Raw genomic sequence first — 18,994 nt, forward strand, 5'->3', positions numbered from 1 at the left:
GTTCCACCCTCTTATGCAAAGCCGTTATCTGACAGGAACTGCCTGCTCAGGCCTGACTCCGGCTTCTCTTTATTTTGTCCGCTCAGAAAATGAGCCACATACTTTCCGATCATGTCGCACTCAATATTGACGCTCTCCCCAGGTCCTTTCGCTCCGAGCACCGTGTGCTCCATCGTATGAGGAATCAGGGAAATCGTCACACCGGTATCGCTTACCCCGAACACGGTCAATGAGGTACCATCCACAGCAATAGACCCTTTGTATACGAAGTATTCGATTAAATCTCCTGGTAATTCTATTTCATAGTATACGGCATTGGATTCCGGCTTTTTGGATACGATTTTACCTGTCCCATCGATGTGGCCGGAAACTAAATGCCCGCCAAAACGGCCGCCTGCAGCCATAGCACGCTCTAAATTCACAGGGTCGCCCTGCTTCAACTCATGAATGTTAGTAGCCCTGTAGGTTTCCGGCATTACATCAAACGAGACGGTGCGGTCGGTATAATTCGTTACAGTCAGACAGACACCATTGACGGAAATGCTGTCACCGAGTTGAACATCTGTTAAGACTTTTTCCGCTGTAATGTTCACTTCGAGTGCTTCTGTCTTATTTTTCACTGACTTTAACATTCCTATTTCTTCAACAATCCCGGTAAACATTAAAATTCTCCTTTTTTAACGGATACGATTTTCATATCGTCCCCCAATTTTTCAGAAGAAACGATATCAAAGGATCTTACATTTTTTAAATGCTCAATCCCTTTCCCTCCCACAGGTGTTAAGGCTTCTTTGCCGCCAATTAGTTTCGGAGCAATATAGGTAATGATTTCATCCACTTTTCCAGCCCGGACAAAAGCATCCGCAACGGTAGAGCCTCCTTCAACAAGGAGAGAAGTTACTTTTTTTGCTCCTAAATATTGAAGGACTTCTTCGATTGTAATTTCCTCTCCGCTCAGCGGAATAATGTGGACATGCTCTTTTTGTTTGAGAAGCTCCATATGCTCAGCCTTCACATGCTTTCCTGCAAAAATCCATGTAGGCGCAGAATCATCCTGAAGCAGCTGGGAAGACGGCGGAATTCTGAGATCGGTATCGAGGATGACCCGGATCGGGTGGCTTCCTTCCCCCTCAATACGCGTCGTAAGTTTCGGATTGTCTACCAATACCGTGTTGATTCCTACTAATATCGCGTCTGATAAATGACGATATTGATGTCCGTCCTTCCTTGCCTCAGGACCCGTGATCCATTGGCTTTCACCCGTAGACGTTGCAATTTTCCCATCCAGGCTCATGGCAGTTTTCAAACGGATATAGGGTTCTTTTTGTTGAATGTAGTGAAAAAAGCTTCGGTTGATTTCATCGGCTTCGTCTTTCAGTACATCTGTCTTCACTTCCAGGCCCTGTTCCCTCATCATCCGTATTCCTCGACCGGAAACTTTTGGGTTGGGGTCATTGGATGCGATTACGACTCGTTTAATACCAGCAGCGATGACCGCTTCTGCACATGGGGGGGTCTGCCCATGGTGGCTGCATGGCTCAAGAGTCACAAAGATTTCTGCCCCCTCTGCCTTTTCACCAGCCATACGGAGCGCATGAACTTCGGCATGTGCCTCACCTGCTTTAACGTGGACACCGACACCTACAACTTGATTATGTTTCACTACAATAGCAGCAACGGAAGGGTTCGGACTCGTTTGTCCAGCTGTCGCACCTGCCATATCCACGGCCATCCGCATGAATTTTTCATCCCTATTCATTCTTCACACCGCCCTTTTCAACATTAAGGAAAACAAAAAAGACCCTGAAGAAGACATACTTCTCCAGGGTCTTATGGACGTAAATCGCATACTCCAAAAAAGGGTACACGTGTATTGAACTTTTGTACCTTTACGTTCCTTCAACCTTCTCCCATCCAGACTTTAACTGTCGGCTTTGGAATTCCACCAAATCAGGGAGAACCGTGCCTAACACTGATTCTCCGTCGCGGGCTCAGAGCATATGCTCATTACCGCCGGCTGGGATTTTCACCCGACCCCGAAGGTTTTCGCTATTCAATTTTCTATTACAATATAAATCATATCGGATATAGAGTGGAAGTGCAATTCAAAGCTCTCCTCCCACCTACAGAATCTCTATTGTAAAAAAACACGAAATCCGCTAATATAGACCTCATCAGGAAAACGTTTGCACAACCTACTGGTCATTGAATAAAAGCGATTTATTATCCGAGACTTGAAAGCCATCAAGTTTTTCTTTTTTCATCCCAACCATGTAATCTTGTTGAATTATTACGAAACGGAGTCTTTCACTAAATGGCAGGATTCTTGAAGACTTGATTTCGAGATGTTTTTTGAGTGGATGGGGCTACGGGGAATAGCTCGCTTTCCGCGGGAGCGCGGTGAGCCTCCTCGGACTACGTCCTGCGGGGTCTCACCAAGCACTCTCTTCCCGCAGGAGTCTCGCCATTCCCCTCCGCCCCTTTGCCATATAAGTGTCTCGAAACCACTACTTAAAAAATCAGCTGTATGGGTAAGAGAAGGGAATGATATAATCTCTACCGCATGAACGTTTAGCATACGCAAATGCTTGATACTACGTATGATCTGCCCGTCTAGGGGAGAAGAATGGGAAACTTACGAATCCATAAAGATGTTCGAACCTCAACCATTCAAGCTCACCCTTTTTAAAGTGGCTTCGAGACACTTATAAGGGAAAGGGGGCGGAGGAAAACGGTGAGACTCCTATGGGACGTGTGGGACAGGTGAGACCCCGGAAGGCGTAGCCTGAGGAGTCTCACCGCCCGCCCCATGGAAAGCGCACCTTTTCCCGGAGCCCCTAGAATCACACAAACATCTCGAAGCTGAGTCTTCAAGAAAAGGGAGCTTTCGTTGAATAAGCCAACTATAAAAATGAGAAACTTCCATGAAATTGGAAGTTCCTTTTTTGCAGTACTATCAACACTAAACTTTAACAGAGCCTTTTCATAAAGGCGCAATCGATTGCATCTATTCAGGGTATAGTTCTACAAACGAAGCGAAATGAGGGGATACTATGGAACGTGTATGGTGGAAAGAGGCTGTAGGATACCAGGTCTATCCGCGCAGTTTTCAGGATTCAAACGGGGACGGAATCGGTGATCTTCAAGGTATGATCAACCGGTTGGATTACTTGAAAGAAATGGGCATTGATTTCATTTGGATCTGCCCGATGTATAAGTCTCCTAAAGACGATAATGGATATGACATCTCGGATTATCAGGATATTCTCGAAGAGTTCGGGACGATGGAAGATTTCGACCAGCTGCTCAAAGAAGTGCACAAACGGGACATGAAATTGATCATCGATCTTGTTCTCAACCATACGAGTGACGAGCATCCATGGTTCATTGAATCGAGAAGTTCAAAAGATCATCCGAAACGGGACTGGTACATTTGGCGGGATGGTAAAAATGGAGCAGAGCCGAACAACTGGGAAAGCATTTTCGAAGGTTCTGCCTGGGAATACGATGAAAAGACCGATCAATATTATTTACACGTCTTCTCTAAAAAGCAGCCGGATTTAAACTGGGAAAATCCCGAAGTCCGGCAAACACTTTATGAGACGGTCAATTGGTGGCTCGAAAAAGGGATTGACGGTTTCCGCATTGATGCCATCAGTCATATTAAGAAGCGGCCGAATTTTCCGGATATGCCGAATCCAAAAAAAGAAGCGTATGTTTCTTCTTTCGATATGCACATGAACCAGGAAGGCATTCATGAATTTTTACAGGAGTTCAAAGATGAAACCTACAGTAATTATGATGTGTTAACGGTAGGTGAGGCGAACGGCGTCCGTGCCGAAGAGGCCGATCGCTGGGTCGGGGATCATGGCAAGATGGACATGATTTTTCAATTCGAGCACTTGGACCTTTGGGATCAGGATGCAGAACAGCAATTAGATATCCCAGGATTGAAAAAAGTGCTCACCCGCTGGCAGAAGGCATTAGAAGATGATGGATGGAACGCCTTGTTCGTAGAAAATCATGATAAAGCTCGTGTTGTGTCTACATGGGGAGATGACGAAGTCTATTGGCGTGAAAGTGCGACTTCCATTGGCACAATGTATTTCTTTATGCAGGGCACGCCCTACATCTATCAAGGTCAGGAAATTGGCATGACCAACATGGCCTTCCCTTCTATTGAAGACTATGATGATGTGGCAGCTAAAAACTTGTACAAAACGAAAAAGGAACAGGGAATGGACCATGAAGAAATCATGCAAATCCTGTGGAATACATCCAGAGACAACAGCCGGACGCCTATGCATTGGAATCACGGCGAAAATGCCGGATTCACGACAGGGACGCCTTGGATGAAAATCAATCCAAATTACACAGAGATCAATGTGGCAGACCAGGAAAACGACCCTCATTCGATCTTGTCTCACTACAAGAAAATGATTGAGCTGAAGAAAAAGTACGACTTGTTCACCTATGGAACGTATGAACTCATCATTTCGGAGCACCCACAGATTTATGCCTATACAAGAACGCTGAATCAGAAGACAGCTCTCGTCATTACGAACTTAACGAAACAGCCAGCTGCCTTTGAATCCCCCTACTCGTTAAATAAAGAGGACATGATTTTATCCAATTTTATCGTGGACCATCATGTGGATCATAAGCAGTTCACGCTCAAACCTTTTGAAGCGCGTGTTTATTTGATGGAAGAAGAGCTGTAGGCACGAAAGGACGGCCCCAAGTGAAGGGACCGTCCTTTTATTATTCAGAATCGATACTGGTATTGGCATCCATTTCCAGTTCAACATTGCCCTGAATGGCTTTTGAAATCATACAACTCTTCTCTGCTTTTTCAACCAGCCGGTTAAGCTTCAAAAGAGCTCTCTCATCCGCTTCCTGCAGCAGCACAACCCTCGGTCTATGAATGATCTTTTGATAAGTGAAGACCCCATCTGTCACATCCACAATTCCTTCCGACTCCATATCCATTTCCTTCAGCGGCAAACCTGCCCGTTCGATCATAGCTGCAAGGCTGATAATATAACAGGTAGCAGCTGCTCCAAGCAGCATTTCATCTGGATTTGTTCCTACGTCCGGTCCATCCATCTCTTTTGGAATGGATATTTTTGTTTTCAATTTTTCTGATTCGATATAGCCGACTTCATCTCTTCCGCCCGGCCAGTCTGCCTTCAAATGAAAATGGTGCAATGCCATGCTTTCACTCTCCTTTACTCTTTCTTCATAGACACAAATTCGAAATGTCCTCCATTGGTTGCCTGGATAAATGTTTCCTTTTTCGTAAACCCTACACGGTCATAAACGGTGACTGCCCTCTGGTTGAACACAGCGACAGACAGGGTGAAGGACTTCGCTTGGTACTTCCTTCTCATAAAAGCAAGACAAGACTCTACAAAGTCTTTCCCCTCCCCTTTGCCCGCTTCCTCCGGATGCATTCCAAGACCGATATCGACGGTGGGATAGTGACTCAAGTCCGCCGATAAGAAACCGATCAGCCGGCCGTCGCTTCTAGCACTATACGTATGGGGGCTGCGCTTTTTCGGATGTATAAACATCTCGTAGTCTTCCTCATCAGCTGTCATATCGTAAAAATCATAAGGCTCTGGATATTTCCATGTAGCGATTTCTTCTGCTTCCGATTGAGTCATGGGACTCCAATCGATGGTCATGACTTCTCTTCCCAATCTTTTTTAAAACGGGACATTTTCACCTGCAGCTGCTCGATCATATCGAGTACACGGTTAAAATCTTCAATATCCACATTCTCTTCATCCATGCTGGATACGACTTGATCAAGCATGTGAATTCTATTCTTTATATATTGAAACTGCTGAGATGGGTGTTGCACAGCTTTTCCCATACCAAGGCCCTCCTTATTGATTTCCTCTTCTTTCATCTTAACTTGGATGCGTAGAAAGTAAAAGATTCTGCCCATGAAAAAAGCCGCGGCACCTGCCGCAGCTTTTTTTACTCTTCTTCTACTTCCTTTTTATCGGACAAGAACCATCCCAGCAAGGCAATTATGACTAGAACCACATAGAAGGTGATTTTCCATAATGCCGAATGGGCAAAGTGCTCATCAAGGATTTGAACATTCGGGTGGGCGAGTGTGGATACGACAAGTTTAATACCAACCCAGCCGACGATGACGAAAGCAGCAATTTCTAAGCCCGGGCGGGATTTCAACAGCTTCACGAACACATTCGCTGCAAAACGCATGATAATGATCCCGATCATCCCACCGGCCAGGATAACAGCGAACTGAGCCCCATCAAGGCTTCCGACTTCCGGTAGGTCTGTTTCAGGCAGTGCCACAGCGAGTGCCACAGCCGCCAGTATCGAATCGACGGCAAAAGCCAAGTCTGCAAGCTCCACTTTCAATACCGTAGCCCAGAACCCTTTTCCTCGCTGATTCTCCGGATTCTCATCGACTTCTTCTTCCTCATCGTCCCCTTTGGATTTCCACTTATCAAAGAGGTGTTTAGCCGATATAAACAATAAGTATGCGGCACCTAAAGCCTGCACCTGCCATACGTCCACAAGGAAGGAAATGATGAACAACGATCCGAATCTAAGTATAAATGCTCCCGCTAAACCATAGAATAGCGCCTTTTTTCTCTTCTCTTCCGGCAGGTGTTTGACCATGATTGCAAGGACAAGGGCGTTATCAGCTGCAAGAATTCCTTCTAACCCTACAAGGACAATCAGCACCCAGCCGTATTCAATCAATAATTGAGCGTCCATTTCTTTCTCTCCTTTTTTAAATAAAAATGGTCCCCACCATCATGGTAAGGACCAAAAAGAATAGACCTTTACCACAGTGGGTAAAGGTCTCGCTAACAACTTCCGTTGCCAATAAAGCCGGGGAATGTTTCCCGAAATGACGACTTTATTGTCCCAGCTACTCCCCTTTAGGAATGCTACATCTACTCTCAATCATAGCATGCCACCATGTTTTGTCAACGACTTTCCTGCCCACTTTATTGAATAAAGTTAGTATGAGAACAGGAAGGTTTCCTTATGCAGGATTGGTCGGACGTTTGATACATTCCCGCCTTTTGACTTTTTTAAGCCTTTTCTTCAAACAACCGGGCGATTTCGACGATGACTTCTGTGGATTTCACCATACTCTCGAGTGAAATGTACTCATACTTCCCGTGAAAATTCTCTCCTCCGGTGAATAGATTCGGTGTTGGTAATCCCATATAAGAGAGCTGGGAACCGTCTGTTCCACCGCGAATTGGTTTCACAAGGGGCTTTATATCTTTATTCACCATAGCTTCATGAGCGATATCAACAATGTGTTTCACAGGTTTGATTTTATCACCCATGTTGTAATATTGATCTTCTATCTTCAATTCCACACGATTGGTTCCGTGAATTTCCTGAAGTTCTTCTGCTATGTGCTTAAGTTTATCTTTTTTCTTTTGAAATTCGTCGTTATCATGATCACGAATCAAGTACGACAACTCAGCTTTCTCCACATCCCCAGTAAAACTGTGCAGATGGAAGAATCCTTCATACTCCTCGGTGTGCTCGGGAGCTTCTTCCGGAGGAAGCTTTTCCTGAAAAGCGATAGCCAGCTTTGCTGCATTCACCATTTTATTTTTAGCTGTACCCGGATGGACACTGTGCCCATGAAAAGTTACTGTAGCTGCTGCTGCATTGAAACTTTCATATTGCAGCTCTCCCAATGGACCGCCATCGACCGTATACGCGTAGGAAGCACCGAAACGGGAGACATCGAACTTATGAGGTCCCCTGCCGATTTCCTCATCTGGAGTGAAAGCGACGCGGATGGTGCCATGTTTTATTTCCGGGTGTTCCATCATATGGTGAAGAGCTGTCATAATTTCTGTAATTCCAGCTTTGTTATCTGCTCCAAGAAGTGTTGTCCCATCTGTGGTGACCAATGTCTGACCTTTATATGAAGAAAGCTCCGGAAACGATTCTGGTGAGAGCCATACATCTTCATTCAATCGAATCGGACCGCCATCGTACTTTTCTACAACTTGTGGTTTCACCCCAGCCCCAGTAAAGTCTGTCGCTGTATCGATATGTGCAAGGAATCCAATGACCGGGACTTCTTTATCTGTATTAGCAGGAAGCGTCGCCATCACATACGCATGATCATCGACAGTCACTTCCTCCAATCCCATCGCTCTTAGTTCCTCCACTAATTTATGAGCCAGATCCCACTGCTTTTGCGTAGATGGTGTTTCAGGACTACTCTCATCCGATTGGGTATCCATTTGTACATAAGAAGTAAAGCGTTCCAACAATTCTTTTTTCAATTCTATCCCCTCCAAATTCTTATTCTGTATTCAGTTTATTCCCAGGGTCTTTATATGTAAATGTATTGCTTCACCGCCAAACTTTGGTATTCTTAACATAGTGATTAAACTCTTACATAAAGGTGTGTCCGCCATTGATTCATAAACGTTGGTTCCAAGTCATAGTTACGGCTATTTTACTCTCGTTGTTAGTATTGTTATTGAATAAGATTCAGTTTTTCTTTGAACCGATCCTGACCTATATTGCTGCTATCGCTGTGCCTCTTATTGGAGGAGGTATTCTCTTTTATATCTCACGGCCGATCCTGCAGCTGCTGGAGAGATATCGGGTGCCTCGTATTCTTGGGATTTTGATGATCTTTCTTCTCTACATATTCATTGGCTTTCTGATCGCCCGCTTCATTGCACCGATTGCTCAGGAACAATTCACGAAGCTCGTAGACAATATTCCTGAAATGGCGGACATGATCAGTGAGACAATCACCTACTGGCAGCAGAACCAGGATATCATTCCAAGTGAATTTGATAACACCATCAATAATGTAGTCGATAATTTAGAGGGTTATCTTCAAGAGGCACCGACTGTCATCATCAACTTCGTCAGCGGTCTGATTGGCTTTGTTTTCGCCCTTGTCCTCATTCCTTTCTTCCTCTTCTTCATGTTGAAGGATGGGGATAAGCTCGTACCGTTCATCAAGAAATTTCTGAATGATCGTGCAGCGAAAAGCTTTGAAAAGCTCGCTCGTTCAGTAGACTACACGCTGAATGCCTTCATTCTTGGACAAATGACGGTAAGCATCGTCGTCGGCCTTCTCCTATTGATCGGTTATATGATTATCGACTTGAGGTATGCCCTGACCCTGTCTCTGTTCGCCATGGTCATGAATGTCATTCCATTTGTAGGTCCATTCTTAGCGGTCATTCCTGCGTTATTAGTGGCCTTTTTCCAAGACCCTATCCTTGCGGTCTGGGTGGCTGTCATCACGATCATCGCCCAGCAATTAGAGGGCAACTTTGTTTCGCCGAATGTTATGGGGAAAGCACTCAGCATCCATCCACTGACCATCATCACCTTGATTCTGGCAGCTGGAAGTCTCGCCGGATTTCTCGGTCTGCTGTTCGCAATTCCGACATACGCGGTAATAAAAGCGATCATCAGTCACTTTTACGAGGAATGGATCGAAAGAAAAAACACAACGGATCCGCATTAACTGACGAAAACCCGCTATTTATAGTGGGTTTCCTTTTTTGGATCGGTACCACCAAAATCAGTAGAAAAGGGAAAATACCATTCCCCTCTCAAGCAACACTACCATGATCTATAGACCAAAAACGGAAGAGAGGACGAAGAAATGACTCAACCTAAACTTTGGACATGGCCGTTTATATTTCTTATATTAGCCAATCTCTTTACATTCATGAGCTTCCAAATGCTGCTCCCTAACCTGCCTCCCTACATTGAATCAATCGGAGGTACAAGCCTACAAGTAGGATTGATAACGACAACGTTCGCCTTTGCCGCTATTATCATCCGTCCATTTATCGGTCATCTGCTCATGACGAGGCCCCGTAAAATTCTCGTATTAGCTGGGGCCATTTCACTGCTCATCATGACCGCCCTGTACCCGATTACACAGGTCGTCGTCATCTTGCTGGTGATCCGTTTCGTTCACGGGCTGGCCTGGGGATGGTCGACGACAGTTAATGGCACCGCTGCCGTCGACCTCGTACCAAGAAAACGTGTAGGAGAAGGCATGGGATACTTCGGCCTTTCTGTAACAGTCGGGATGATTATGGCTCCGAGCCTCGGCATCTATCTGTACCAAAACTTTTCCTTTCATTTACTCGTCATCATTGCTGCTGTTCTAGGCATCATCGCCATCGTATTGTTTTCCGTCACCACTTTTGTGACTCCTGAACAAGTGTATAACAATCAGAAAGAACCCCCGAAATTTTCTTTTACAGGTTCACTCATTGAAAAAAGGAGCTGGTATCCTGCTTTGGTGACGATCCTGAACACGTTCGGATATGGTTCTGTCGTTACGTATATTGTAATTTTCGGAAATGAACAGGGACTGTCGGGGACGTTTCTCTTTTACTTCTTCAATGCGGTTTTTGCAACGATTACCCGACCGGTTACAGGACGTTATTTTGATAAGCATGGACCTTGGAAGCTGATAATGATCTGCTCGGTTGTTTCTTTTGCCGCCATGTGGGTCCTTGCTCTCGCCAGCTCAAACATGCATCTGATTATTGCCGGCTCTTTATTCGGCATAGGATTCGGTTCAATGATGCCCGCCCTTCAGGCATGGGTAATTTCTAAAACGACAACGGAACGGAGCGGAATCGCCAACGGGATGTATTATTCGTCCATCGACCTTGGAATCGGGTCGAGCGCTTTTATTCTCGGCTTCATTTATCAATTCGTCGAAACAGCTACCCTGTTCAAATTGTCGAGTTTTCTTTTCATCGCAGTCCTTCTCTTGACAGTGATGGATTATAGAAAGCAAACCGAACCATGGACAGCACCAGAGTAATGGATGTCCCCTTATTAAATAAGACATAAAAAAAGTCCAAAGCTGTCTGCTTTGGACTTTTTCTTTTATTCACCGGAAGCTTCGATCTCTTCTTGTAGTTTATCAAGAATTTCTCCATCGACGGTAGATACTTCCTCCCGGTAGAAATCGCGAACAGGCATTGCTTTTTCTTTGAACGCTTCTCTCTGCTCTTCTGTCAATTCAACGATTTCTGTTGGTGTTTCCGTATCATCCTTGATGACCTGAAGGTATTCTTCATTTTGTTTCTTCTGTTCTTCAAATACCCAATCCTGCATTTCTTCAACAGTCTCATCGATCGTGGACTGCATGTCCTCGTCAAGATCGCTGTACCAATCCGTATTCACCGTAGTCATAGCTACATAGTTGTTATGATTGGAAATTGTCATATAATCCTGTACTTCGTGGAAAGAGGCGTCACCAATAAAGAAAATCGGGTTTTCCTGTCCTTCCACCGTTCCTTGATCAAGACCTGTGTAAAGTTCTCCCCAGCTCATCGACTGTGGATCTGCCCCATAAGCCTTGTAAGATTCGAGAATCAAAGGAGAAGTCTGGGTACGCATCTTCAGCCCATCAAAATCTGCAGGTTCTGAAATCTTTTTGCTTGAAGTCCACTGCATAGCTCCTTCTGACCAATAAGATAATGGAGAGATGCTGTGTTCTTCATACAGTTCACGAAGATCTGTATTCAATGCTTCACTTTCATTCAATATTTGCTGTGTAGTTTCTACACTGTCAGGGAAAAGGAAATGAAGCGCAAACAGCTGACCTTCTTTTACCATGTTCCCTGTAAAACCAGGAGACATAATTGCCATTTGAACAGTACCGCTTTGCAGCTGCTCCACCTGGTCTGTTTCACTGCCAAGCCCACCGAATTCATAAACTTCGATATTTACAGCACCATCGGTTTTTTCATTCATCCGCTTAGCAAATTCTTCTGCATATTCATACTGGACTTGTCCATCAATTTCTTCCGTTACAAATTTCCAATTGTAGGTAGTTTCTCCACCATCACCGCCGGCACTTCCATCACCATCATCACTGCCGCCACAGGCAGCAAGTACCAAGCTGAGTACAACGAACGTCATCAACGCTAAAAGACTCTTTTTCTTAAAGATAAAAATGACCTCCCCTTGTTTTTGTGTATAATAGCTTTCCCTTTCCCCTATAACAGGATGAGAGAAAGTTCTTCAAAGAATATAAGTAAGGCAGATATTACAAACATCATCAGGATATATGGCGGTGTTCCTTTGATCACTTCCAAGTACGGTTTATTGAACACCGCGCTTGCGGTGAATATATCCACACCGAATGGCGGTGTCGCAGATCCTAACGCTGCCTGGAAGGTAATGACGACCCCTAAATGAATCGGGTCGACCCCTGCACTTATCGCAGCCGGATAGAAAATCGGCGTTAAAATCAGGATGACGACAATCGGATCGACGAACATACAGCCGATGAAGAAGAAAATCGTCACCATTAACAATACATAAATGGCACTCGGATCAGACCCAAGCACTGTATCTGTGATCATTTGCGGAATTCTCGCAAATGAAATCACCCATGTAAAGGCCTGACCGCCAGCCACTAGTACAAATACCGCGGATGTAACAAGACCCGTCGATTTTGCGATTTTCGGGATCTCCTTAATATGAACAGAGCGATAGATTAAGACCTCTAAGATGAAGGCGTAGAGTACAGATACACCGGCAGCCTCTGTAGGACTGAACAATCCCGTGTAAATCCCACCGATGATCAATACTGGGAAACCTAAAGGCAGGAGTGCCTTTTTCGTCATATGTAAGCGATCGCTCCAATTGGCTTTATCAGCAAGCGGGATATTCGCTGCTTTTGCATAAATGACACTATAGACGGCAAAGCAGAGGAAAACCAGAACGCCTGGGATGATCCCAGCGATGAACAGCTTCCCTACCGATGTTCCTGAGACAAGACCATAAATGATCATCCCGATACTAGGCGGTACAAGTAAAGCTACATCACTTGAATTGATGATTAATGCAATAGCTGATGAATCTTTATAACCGACTTTCCGCAGCCTCTCGCGCATTGGCTTACCGATCGCTACCACTGTTGCCTGTGTCGATCCAGATATAGCCCCGAATAATGTACAGGCAGCGGCCGTCGTTACGGCATAACCACCCCGAATATGTCCGATAAAGGACCCGATAAAATCCAATAATCGGTTGGATGTCTTTCCTGTTGTCATGATATCTGCTGCAAATATGAAAAGAGGGACAGCGAGTAGTACATACGCTTCGATCCCTGTGGAAAATTGCTGCATGAGGATCATGGGGTCCAGCGTCGGAAAGTAGATGAACATAATGATCAATGGTGCCACCATAAGAGGGATCATCATCGGGAAGTTCAAAAAGAGCAGCACCACCATGATTATAAGCATTGTCGCTATCATATCGTTACCCTTTCTAGACCGTGGATTTTTATTACAAGTGTGTTCCTTCTAATTCTTCTGTTGTGTCTTGATCATTGTAGTCTTTCGCATCGGTTCCCAGATACACGTCCTCACGGTTACGGATATTGATCCACATATTTCTGAGAAACTGGATTCCGCCAAGGAAGAAGCCGATCGGGATGAAGATATAAAGGTAATACGCCGGCATTTGGAGAGCTGATGTTACCCTTCCGGACTCCCGCACATCCATGACATACAACCAGGAATAATAACCAAGAACGAATAAAACGATCGCCGTGACTAACGGAATGAAAATAGCCAAACCCTTCCTCACTTTGAAAGGTGCCAGATCATAAAAGGCGGACATACTGATATGACGGCCTTTTCTGGCGGCATAGCTGATTCCCATGAACGTAGCAACGACTACAGCTATTTGGCTGACTTCATCGGCGAATGGCAGGGAATACCCGAATGTCTCACGAATGATCGCCTTCCCTACCACCATCAATGCAATGATGATGACAGCATAACTTAATATGAATTCTTCGAGTTTCAGAATAGTTTTGTCTACTACCTTTAACACATTCAACTATGTAATCCTCCTAAATGATTGTTGTAGTAGTTTTTAGGTCAATTACTAAACATAATACCGAAATAGTGCCCATGCACTCAAATCAGTTTAAACAGAATTTTTCGTTTATTTCGATTATATTTTACACTATAAGGAATTTGGAGTAGGCGGAGGCTTTTATCTTCCACATCCCTCTCCATACGTACCAAATGCTCCAATTTCACTATTACTTTTAACTTATATTGGAAATTAAGGATGGAAATGATAGACCACAGAATCTCCAATCCTTTCGTAACCAATTTTTTCATAGATGGAATTGGACGTTGGATTGGAAAGATCCGTGTAGAGCGAACAGAAAGAGAATCCGCTGTTGAGCAGCTTTTCCGTCAGGTGCCATACAGCCTGTGAGGCATACCCTTTCCTTTTGTAAGGATCCGGTGTATAAACTGCGTTGATTGTTGCCCCGTTCTTTGTCGTGCGGGCACGACTTACCATAGAGACTGGTGTGCCATCGACTACCCAGAGATGGAGGCGTCGATCCGCAAGCAGACTTTCTATGATCTCCCTGGCTCCATCAGCCATATGTTGTTCGCCAGTTTCTCTCCCATACTGTTTCAGCCAGTCTTCCAAAAAGCTCTTATGAGAGGGTTCCCCTTCTATCAAATGTCCTCTATGCTTCTGTATAGGCTTCAAGCGATCCAACTTATAGAGGCCCTGATCCATCTGTACCTCTGCTTTCTGCCCTGTTATGTTCTTCCATTCTCTAACAAAATATTCGCAAGCTTTTTTCTCCCCAACTACGCCCGGCACTTCCTGCCCTTCATTGTGTAGATATTGTGTGAAGGCACGAAGGTGTGCAGGATTCCAATGAGCTAGTGATGGAATGATCCATAGATGAGGTGGTGTTCTCATGGACATGAACAAAGGTTTACCGTTGTCCTGGTAGCTGATTAGATGACAAGCTTCTTGCCTTTGAGAGGTCTTCAATCGTTCCAAAATACCCAAAGGGAGGTTGTTTTCAGCTTCCTTAGACAATAGCAGCGGTTCCACTTGTTCATGAAACTTGATTGGATCGTGTTCATAAACAATAGTCAAATGTACATACCCCTTTTCCTTTAGTTCGAAACCGTTTTTTGTTAAAATTCTGAATAAGATGTTTTTTCTCATTATACTTGTCTCAATCAAGAAGAACAACATAAAGAAAGGGTGGATGAACATGAACAAAAAAGAAATTCAGGACCAAATCACTTTCCTGAAGGCGGATTATATACGAATCCAAGGGGATTTAGATAAGTTAGAAGCGGCGGGAGCAAATGTTCAGAACGCAGAAAAGCAGCTGGCCCGGATGGAAGAGGAATTAAAAGATTTGAATAAACAGCTAGCTATGGCTGAGCAATAAAAAAGACGGAGGAATTTTATTTCCTCCGTCTTTCTTTTATTCCTTCTTTTTATTTTCTTTTTCTTTCCTCTGACCTTCAAGTTTCTCTTGAATTTTTTCAAACTCTTTACTTGGCGGCATCAAGGAGACAATGACATCTCCATTTTCAGCTTTATACTCAATATCCGGAGTGAAAAAGTCGACCTTTCCGGACGCGCGCTTGGCGAATAGGAGCATGGCATGCTGATCCATATTCTTCATGTAATCGTTAAACGTGTATTGTTCGGTTATTGTCGTTTTCCGGAATACATAACCATTTTCGACCCGGGCATTCATCTCTTCCCAAGATGCCCCTTCTTCGAATAAGACTCTCCCCCCGATGGTATGGACGAGATCCTCCAAGTCATCACCTTCCCTATTGTTTAAACTCAATTGGAAAGAATTGTTCCGACCGAACTCAGGGACGAATGTCGTACAAACAAGGGCATTGTAGGAGTCTAATTCAGTGGCCGCGACTAAATATTCATAGGGGGTCAGATCCAAATAGTATTCGGTCTGTTCAGATAAGATTTCCCCATGGTAAGATTCAATCCCCCGTGATCGTGCTCTTGAAAGTCTTTCCCATGATGAGTCTGTGAGGAGAACAGGAATCTTAAGCTCTTCAAGCGTTTTAGCGAGACCAGTAGAAAAGGCACTCCCTCCTGCTATGAGAACACCCGGTGGTCCTTCCATTGACAAGCCTAACTTCTTAGCCAGCCACCCAATGGAGAACCCATGAGCGACAACGGTCGTAAAAACAAGGGCAAATGTTAACGAGATAAGAATCGAGGCATCTTCAAAACCTTCATCCAACAACACGCTCGCAAAATAACTCGCAACCGTCAGGGCTACAATCCCTCTCGGGGCGATCCAACCGACGAGAAGTTTTTCTGATTTCGACAAGTCTGTTCCGACTGTTGATAAGAAGATGGACAATGGTCGGACGATGAATAACATCAAAGCAACAAACCCGATAATCTGCAGGTTGAAGATCTCCACCAACGTTTCGACAGTCAACGAAGCGGTCAGCATGACAAAAATCGTAGAGATAAGCAATAACGATATGTTTTCTTTGAAATGTCTCATATCCGCAATCGATGAGATGTGCATATTGGCAAGTGTCATCCCCATTGCCGTGACTGATAACAACCCTGTTTCATGCATGATTTCATCTGCTATAGTAAAACACGCAATAACAACAGCAAAGACAGCCGGGGATTTTAGAAATTCAGGGATATACCCCGTTTCAAACATCCACCCGACTCCTTTTCCGCACACCCAGCCCAGAAATACAGCAAAGGCAGACGCAGCAAAGAACATCAATAAGGCGGAAGGATCGTTGTTCGTTAAGAAGACAATGATTTCAAAGGCAAAAACGGCCAGCAGGGCACCGATCGGGTCTACGATAATCCCTTCCCATTTCAAAATTTTAGCCGGCCTTGGCTTCAACTTTGCCTGACGCAACAAAGGAAGGATGACGGTTGGCCCCGTAACAATGAATAAACCTCCGATCGTAAAAGCAACTGCCCAGGAAAGTCCTGCCACATAGTGGGCCGCCAATGAACCTAAGATCCAGCTCAGGAATGCCCCGAAAGTAACGATTCTAAATACAGGACGGCCTAATCCCTTCACTTCCTTCATATCCAGGTTCAAGCTTCCTTCAAAAAGGATGACGGCGACTGCCAAAGATATTATAGGTTTATATAGTTCTCCGAAGTCCTGCTCAGGGTTCATCAATCCGAATACAGGTCCTGCTAAAAGACCGGCAATGGACATGACGACAATGGCAGGCAGCCGGAAACGCCAGGCCACCCATTGGGAGCCAACGCCAAGAAACCCGACCAGCATCAGTTGTAATAGTAACGAATCAATCATTGAACAGTCTCCTTCTGTAAGGTGTATGTACGGCCTCAAGTGATATAGACATATTCTATCTGCCACTCCATCATCTGTAAACTAAATTGTCTGTAAAAAAAGCCCCTGATTTTCAATCCTTTATAAGTCTTAGCCACCCTCGCTTCATCTACGATCGAACGAAAGCGTTCTCTAACTTATACTTCTTCTCTCTCAAACATGCCTCGATGGGAAAAACAAAAAGAAACTATCGTGGCTGACCCTTATATTGACAAGGCTTCTCCTTCCATAATTAATATGGTAATCATAACCTTTTTAAATTTTCTAAAAAAACAATTGACAGAAAGGTATGACATTGATAGTATTACGGCGGTGCATTCATCTCATTCGTTTTTTCCATAATGAATATTATGCAGAACCTTAATTCTTGACGCTCGCCTTTTGGATAAGAGCGCTTTTTTTACGCAAAATATACAGACATCTGTGAGGAGGATTCCAGTATGAAAGCAAGAGATACCATTTTTATTGGATTTACACTGTTTGCTTTGTTTTTTGGCGCTGGGAACTTAATCTACCCTGTTTCCCTCGGTATTGAATCAGGCACTTCCTATTTGCCAGCCATTTTAGGCTTTGTGCTTACCGGCGTCGGTTTACCCATCATTACAGTGGCAGCCATTTCCCTCGTACGGAACGGGGCCGTTCAACTGGCCGGACGCGTGCATCCTATGTTCGGGCTATTATTCACAGCGATGGTCTATCTAGTCATTGGACCATTCTTTGCAATACCAAGAGCTGCGAATGTGGCCTTCGAAACAGGAATCGTCCCTTTTACGAACGGAAAATCAATGACCCTATTCATTTTTACGGTCTTATTCTTTCTACTCGTTTACTGGCTCAGCCGAAACCCATCCAAGCTGGTGGACCGGGTCGGTCAAATTCTAACTCCTGCTTTATTCCTGGCGATCCTCGGACTTGTGGTTGGAAGCTTCTTCATGCTTGATGGACCGATTCAACCTGCAGGGGAAAAATATCAAGCCCAGCCGTTTTTCACCGGTTTCATTGAAGGTTACCTTACCATGGACGCCATCGCTTCACTCGCTTTCGGAATCATTGTCGTCTCTTCCTTCCGGGACCGCGGGGTCACTGACCCTAAAGTTTTGACTACCCGCACGTTAAAAGCAGGCCTTGTGACAGCCGTTGGTCTCACCACGGTGTATGCTGCGATTGGCTGGATCGGTGCGAAAATGGCGACAGAAGGATCCTTTGATAACGGCAGTGCCATTCTGGCAGGGGCAGCCAGCCTCATGTACGGGGAAATTGGTACAATCCTTCTCGGTCTGATCGTAGGACTTGCTTGCCTGACGACATGTATCGGTCTCACCGTAGCCTGCGGACAATTCTTTTCTAAACGCGTACCAGGACTCACCTATAAACATGTGATTATCATTGTAAGTTTGATCAGCTTCGCTATTTCAAACATCGGATTAAATCAGATCATCGCTTATTCTGTTCCCGTTCTTGTATTCGTGTACCCGATTACGATTGTTTTGGTTGCTTTGACATTCATGAGTCCGCTATTCAGGCACTCTCCTTATGTATATCGGGGAGCTATCCTTTTGACAGCTGTCATAGGAGTATATGATGGACTTGTTGCATTTGGAGCAGACGTCTCTGCCATTGAACCATTGATCAGCCGACTGCCATTGTTCGAATTGAACCTTAGCTGGATTTTCCCTGCTATCATCGGTGGGCTCATCGGTCTCGTCATTGATTTCAGCAAAGGGCAGCCTAGACATAAGGAAAGCTTTCAAAACAGCTGACGTATGAAAATCCCTCTCCATGATGGAGAGGGAT

17 protein-coding genes and 1 riboswitch are annotated in these 18,994 nt (G+C 44.6%); of the genes, 5 read left to right on the top strand and 12 right to left on the bottom strand.

Going from position 1 to position 18,994, the window contains the following annotated elements; translation table 11 throughout:
• Positions 1 to 11 precede the first annotated feature (11 nt).
• Positions 12 to 662, bottom strand: coding sequence for a riboflavin synthase (gene ribE, locus ACXADE_RS17980; protein ID WP_474981792.1), 651 nt, complete (start codon positions 660 to 662; stop codon positions 12 to 14).
• The gene (ribD, locus tag ACXADE_RS17985; protein WP_474981793.1) at positions 662 to 1,759 is read right to left on the bottom strand and encodes a bifunctional diaminohydroxyphosphoribosylaminopyrimidine deaminase/5-amino-6-(5-phosphoribosylamino)uracil reductase RibD; all 1,098 of its coding nucleotides are present in this window, start codon (positions 1,757 to 1,759) and stop codon (positions 662 to 664) included. The genes ribE and ribD overlap by 1 nt, the downstream gene beginning before the upstream one ends.
• Before the next feature lie 139 nt (positions 1,760 to 1,898).
• A riboswitch (FMN riboswitch) is annotated at positions 1,899 to 2,048 on the bottom strand.
• A gap of 1,005 nt (positions 2,049 to 3,053) precedes the next feature.
• Between ribD and ACXADE_RS17990 the strand changes: the two genes are divergently transcribed.
• Complete coding sequence (locus ACXADE_RS17990) at positions 3,054 to 4,721, top strand: glycoside hydrolase family 13 protein (RefSeq protein WP_474981794.1); 1,668 nt, start codon at positions 3,054 to 3,056, stop codon at positions 4,719 to 4,721.
• Positions 4,722 to 4,761: 40 nt separating this feature from the next.
• On the opposite strand, the gene ACXADE_RS17995 is transcribed toward ACXADE_RS17990, so the two are convergent.
• The 5 genes from ACXADE_RS17995 to pepT form a co-directional block, all read right to left on the bottom strand.
• Entirely contained in the window at positions 4,762 to 5,214 is a 453-nt protein-coding gene (locus ACXADE_RS17995; protein ID WP_474981795.1) for an OsmC family protein, read from the bottom strand.
• Positions 5,215 to 5,228: 14 nt separating this feature from the next.
• Positions 5,229 to 5,687 carry a GNAT family N-acetyltransferase gene (locus tag ACXADE_RS18000; RefSeq protein WP_474981796.1) on the bottom strand — a complete coding sequence of 153 codons (459 nt, stop codon included), beginning with the start codon at positions 5,685 to 5,687 and terminating at the stop codon, positions 5,229 to 5,231.
• A complete protein-coding gene (locus ACXADE_RS18005) occupies positions 5,684 to 5,878 on the bottom strand; it encodes an SE1561 family protein (RefSeq protein ID WP_474981797.1) in 195 nt (64 codons plus the stop codon). Before ACXADE_RS18005 ends, ACXADE_RS18000 begins: the two co-directional genes overlap by 4 nt.
• Positions 5,879 to 5,985: 107 nt before the next feature.
• A complete protein-coding gene (locus ACXADE_RS18010) occupies positions 5,986 to 6,762 on the bottom strand; it encodes a TerC family protein (protein WP_474981798.1) in 777 nt (258 codons plus the stop codon).
• 323 nt (positions 6,763 to 7,085) lie between these two features.
• Positions 7,086 to 8,312 carry a peptidase T gene (gene pepT, locus ACXADE_RS18015; RefSeq protein ID WP_474981799.1) on the bottom strand — a complete coding sequence of 409 codons (1,227 nt, stop codon included), beginning with the start codon at positions 8,310 to 8,312 and terminating at the stop codon, positions 7,086 to 7,088.
• A 134-nt stretch (positions 8,313 to 8,446) separates the two neighbouring features.
• On the opposite strand from pepT, the gene ACXADE_RS18020 reads away from it, so the two are divergent.
• Positions 8,447 to 9,523, top strand: a complete 1,077-nt coding sequence (locus ACXADE_RS18020) for an AI-2E family transporter (RefSeq protein WP_474981800.1) — start codon at positions 8,447 to 8,449, stop codon at positions 9,521 to 9,523.
• Positions 9,524 to 9,664: 141 nt separating this feature from the next.
• Complete coding sequence (locus ACXADE_RS18025; protein WP_474981801.1) at positions 9,665 to 10,849, top strand: MFS transporter; 1,185 nt, start codon at positions 9,665 to 9,667, stop codon at positions 10,847 to 10,849.
• A 65-nt stretch (positions 10,850 to 10,914) separates the two neighbouring features.
• On the opposite strand, the gene ACXADE_RS18030 is transcribed toward ACXADE_RS18025, so the two are convergent.
• The 4 genes from ACXADE_RS18030 to ACXADE_RS18045 form a co-directional block, all read right to left on the bottom strand.
• Positions 10,915 to 11,955, bottom strand: coding sequence for a DctP family TRAP transporter solute-binding subunit (locus ACXADE_RS18030; protein WP_474982267.1), 1,041 nt, complete (start codon positions 11,953 to 11,955; stop codon positions 10,915 to 10,917).
• A 77-nt stretch (positions 11,956 to 12,032) separates the two neighbouring features.
• A complete protein-coding gene (locus tag ACXADE_RS18035) occupies positions 12,033 to 13,298 on the bottom strand; it encodes a TRAP transporter large permease (protein WP_474981802.1) in 1,266 nt (421 codons plus the stop codon).
• A 31-nt stretch (positions 13,299 to 13,329) separates the two neighbouring features.
• The gene (locus ACXADE_RS18040) at positions 13,330 to 13,887 is read right to left on the bottom strand and encodes a TRAP transporter small permease (RefSeq protein ID WP_474981803.1); all 558 of its coding nucleotides are present in this window, start codon (positions 13,885 to 13,887) and stop codon (positions 13,330 to 13,332) included.
• A 231-nt stretch (positions 13,888 to 14,118) separates the two neighbouring features.
• A complete protein-coding gene (locus tag ACXADE_RS18045; RefSeq protein WP_474981804.1) occupies positions 14,119 to 14,964 on the bottom strand; it encodes a GNAT family N-acetyltransferase in 846 nt (281 codons plus the stop codon).
• Between the two features lie 121 nt (positions 14,965 to 15,085).
• Between ACXADE_RS18045 and ACXADE_RS18050 the strand changes: the two genes are divergently transcribed.
• Positions 15,086 to 15,268: an SE1832 family protein gene (locus ACXADE_RS18050; RefSeq protein WP_474981805.1), complete on the top strand. Its 183-nt coding sequence runs from the start codon at positions 15,086 to 15,088 to the stop codon at positions 15,266 to 15,268.
• 36 nt (positions 15,269 to 15,304) lie between these two features.
• Here the strand turns inward: ACXADE_RS18050 and ACXADE_RS18055 are convergent, their stop codons facing one another.
• Entirely contained in the window at positions 15,305 to 17,161 is a 1,857-nt protein-coding gene (locus ACXADE_RS18055) for a cation:proton antiporter (RefSeq protein ID WP_474981806.1), read from the bottom strand.
• 479 nt (positions 17,162 to 17,640) lie between these two features.
• Between ACXADE_RS18055 and brnQ the strand changes: the two genes are divergently transcribed.
• Positions 17,641 to 18,960 (top strand): branched-chain amino acid transport system II carrier protein, encoded by a 1,320-nt coding sequence (gene brnQ, locus ACXADE_RS18060; protein ID WP_474981807.1) that lies wholly within the window; start codon positions 17,641 to 17,643, stop codon positions 18,958 to 18,960.
• The last annotated feature ends 34 nt before the right edge of the window (positions 18,961 to 18,994 follow it).

This window comes from Halobacillus sp. ABR2_026, from assembly GCF_056158545.1.

Bases quoted from the DNA above. Each gene is read 5' to 3' on its own strand.
- ribE (WP_474981792.1), bottom strand. From the start codon at position 662: ATGTTTACCGGGATTGTTGAAGAAATAGGAATGTTAAAGTCAGTGAAA.
- ribD (WP_474981793.1), bottom strand. From the start codon at position 1,759: ATGAATAGGGATGAAAAATTCATGCGGATGGCCGTGGATATGGCAGGT.
- ACXADE_RS17990 (WP_474981794.1), top strand. From the start codon at position 3,054: ATGGAACGTGTATGGTGGAAAGAGGCTGTAGGATACCAGGTCTATCCG.
- ACXADE_RS17995 (WP_474981795.1), bottom strand. From the start codon at position 5,214: ATGGCATTGCACCATTTTCATTTGAAGGCAGACTGGCCGGGCGGAAGA.
- ACXADE_RS18000 (WP_474981796.1), bottom strand. From the start codon at position 5,687: ATGACCATCGATTGGAGTCCCATGACTCAATCGGAAGCAGAAGAAATC.
- ACXADE_RS18005 (WP_474981797.1), bottom strand. From the start codon at position 5,878: ATGGGAAAAGCTGTGCAACACCCATCTCAGCAGTTTCAATATATAAAG.
- ACXADE_RS18010 (WP_474981798.1), bottom strand. From the start codon at position 6,762: ATGGACGCTCAATTATTGATTGAATACGGCTGGGTGCTGATTGTCCTT.
- ACXADE_RS18025 (WP_474981801.1), top strand. From the start codon at position 9,665: ATGACTCAACCTAAACTTTGGACATGGCCGTTTATATTTCTTATATTA.
- ACXADE_RS18030 (WP_474982267.1), bottom strand. From the start codon at position 11,955: ATGACGTTCGTTGTACTCAGCTTGGTACTTGCTGCCTGTGGCGGCAGT.
- ACXADE_RS18035 (WP_474981802.1), bottom strand. From the start codon at position 13,298: ATGATAGCGACAATGCTTATAATCATGGTGGTGCTGCTCTTTTTGAAC.
- ACXADE_RS18050 (WP_474981805.1), top strand. From the start codon at position 15,086: ATGAACAAAAAAGAAATTCAGGACCAAATCACTTTCCTGAAGGCGGAT.
- ACXADE_RS18055 (WP_474981806.1), bottom strand. From the start codon at position 17,161: ATGATTGATTCGTTACTATTACAACTGATGCTGGTCGGGTTTCTTGGC.
- brnQ (WP_474981807.1), top strand. From the start codon at position 17,641: ATGAAAGCAAGAGATACCATTTTTATTGGATTTACACTGTTTGCTTTG.